Annotated in this window: 1 protein-coding gene; it reads left to right on the top strand. The window is 46.7% G+C overall.

The genetic code is table 11. The features are described from left to right. A partial coding sequence (locus R7E00_RS24300; RefSeq protein WP_318124803.1) for a response regulator occupies window positions 1-1,115 on the top strand: 1,115 nt, incomplete at its 5' end. Between the last annotated feature and the right edge of the window lie 71 nt (window positions 1,116-1,186).

A 1,186-nucleotide genomic window follows, 5' to 3' on the forward strand; every position in this document is an offset into this window, starting at 1 on the left:
CCTATCGTTCTTCCTTACCAGAGAACGAAGAGCACTACGATTACGTATTGCTGAACTTGGCAGCTAACCAAACTTATGACGAGCAATCAGTCGCTGCTTGGATTGAGCAAGCGAAGCGCATGGCGCCAAGTGTCATCATGGGTACACCGAGCACCGAATTAGCGCTTGCCGACCAAATCATGACCGAGCATCAAATCCAGTGCTTAACCAAACCGCTATCACGCCGTAAGCTGCTGCAAAGTTTGATCAATGAACATGTTGAAGCACCTCAAGCTATTGCCGCTCCTGTTGAAACAGAAGAAAGCGAACGACTGCCACTGACAGTGCTCGCGGTGGATGATAACCCTGCAAACCTAAAACTGATTTCAGCACTACTGAAAGAAAGGGTTGAAACCGTAACGGCTTGTAGCAATGGCCAGCAAGCCGTAAATCTCGCTACCGAGAAGAAATACGACCTGATCTTTATGGACATCCAAATGCCATTAATGGATGGCGTGACCGCTTGTCAGAACATCAAAGAGCTTGAGTTAAACAAAGACACACCAGTGATCGCCGTTACCGCGCACGCCATGGCCGGAGAGCGCGACCGCCTACTCGCCGCATGTATGGATGATTACCTCACCAAACCAATTGAAGAGCATGTACTGCAACAAGTGTTGGTCCACTGGAATCCGAATACCTGTACAGAAAGCATAGGGAAAGTTGCGCCGTCCTACGTCGATGAACCAGCAAGTGAAGCACCTGCCACAGCTGAAAATACACAACCTGATGTGATTATTGACTGGCAAGCCGCATTGAAACAGAGCGCTAATAAGGAAGACTTAGCCAAAGATATGTTGCGTATGTTGATCGATTTCATTCCAGAAGTAGAAGAAGTTGTCGACCACGCACTTGAGCAAGACGATTATTCGCGTGAAGAGTTAATTCATGTGATCCACAAACTGCACGGCAGTAGCTCTTATTGTGGCGTACCAAGGCTAAAATCTCTCTGTGCTACGCTTGAACACGCACTTCGTTCAGGAGCCAGCATTGAGGAAATTGAACCTGAAATGTTTGAACTGCAAGATGAAATGATTAAGGTCACCACCACCGCAAAACTTTATCTAGAGCAGTAGCATTCTGACTAAACTTCATACAAAAAAGCCAGAGCATTTGCTCTGGCTTTTGTTATTCAGCTTAAAGGGTT

The organism is Vibrio sp. Vb1755 (genome assembly GCF_033338635.1).
In the GTDB taxonomy this organism is placed as follows: Bacteria; Pseudomonadota; Gammaproteobacteria; order Enterobacterales; family Vibrionaceae; genus Vibrio; species Vibrio alginolyticus.